The following is a 1,033-nucleotide window of genomic DNA, read 5'->3' on the forward strand; positions in this document are numbered from 1 at the left end:
GCTGGGCGTCTCGGACGCCGCCGATCCCCTGGTCGAGGTGATGAACCGCAAGCTGACGCTGATGCGCCGCAAGCATGCCCAGACCCGCGAATACATGGAAATGAACGCCCTGCGCGGCATCGTGAAGGATGGCGCCGGCACCACGCTCTACGACTACTTCACCGAGTTCGGGCTCACCCGGATCTCCGTCGACTTCGTCTTTGGCACCGCCGGCACCAATATCCAGGCCAAGGTCCGCAACGTGCTGCGCGGCATCGAGGACAACCTGCTGGGCGAGACCATGACCACCGCCCATGCGCTGGTCAGCTCGGAATTCTTCGACAAGCTGATCAGCCATCCCAAGACCGAGGACGCCTACAAGTTCTACGCGGCCACCGGCGGCCAGCCCCTGCGCGACGACATGCGCTGCGCCTTTCCCTTCGCCGGCATCCTCTTCGAGGAATACAACGGCTCCGTCACGCTTTCCAACGGCACCTCCGAGCGCCTGATCCCCGCCGGCGAGGGCATCGCCTTTCCGCTGGGCACCTTCGACACCTTCACCACCTATGGCGGGCCGGCCAACCTTCTGGAGACCGCCAACACCGTGGGGCTGCCGCTCTATGCGCGCCAGATGATCGACGCCAAGGGTCGCTGGATCGATCTGATGACTGAGGCCTCGATCCTGCCAGTGAACAAGCGCCCGCGGCTGGCCATCCGCCTGCACAGCTCGAACTGAGGGGCTTCAACAGTGACGGCGATTGCCATGGCGCTCGACGCGCTTTTTGCGGATCCGAACCTCACAGTCGAGATCTGGCACCGCGATATCGAGGGGCAGTTCACACGGACCCGGGGCGTTTTGCGCCGGCCTGACGAGATCACCGAGTTCGGGGCGGCACGGCTTCTCTCGGAGACCACGCGGATCGATGTCCGTGTCCGGGATATTCCTGCGCCGCGCCCCGAGGAGCAGATCCTGATTGGCGACGAGACCTTCCTGATCCAGGGCGCGCCGCGCCGGGATCGCGAACGCCTGGTCTGGACGCTGGACTTGCAGCCC

Annotated in this window: 2 protein-coding genes; both read left to right on the forward strand. The window is 65.2% G+C overall.

All coding sequences use genetic code 11. From position 1 onward, the window contains the following. A partial coding sequence (locus tag ACH107_RS33100; protein WP_412509827.1) for a major capsid protein occupies positions 1 to 715 on the forward strand: 715 nt, incomplete at its 5' end. 12 nt (positions 716 to 727) lie between these two features. Next, on the forward strand, positions 728 to 1,033 hold a 306-nt coding region (locus tag ACH107_RS33105; protein ID WP_412509828.1), incomplete at its 3' end, for a hypothetical protein.

It is taken from the genome of Roseovarius halophilus (ex Wu et al. 2025) (genome assembly GCF_047086965.1).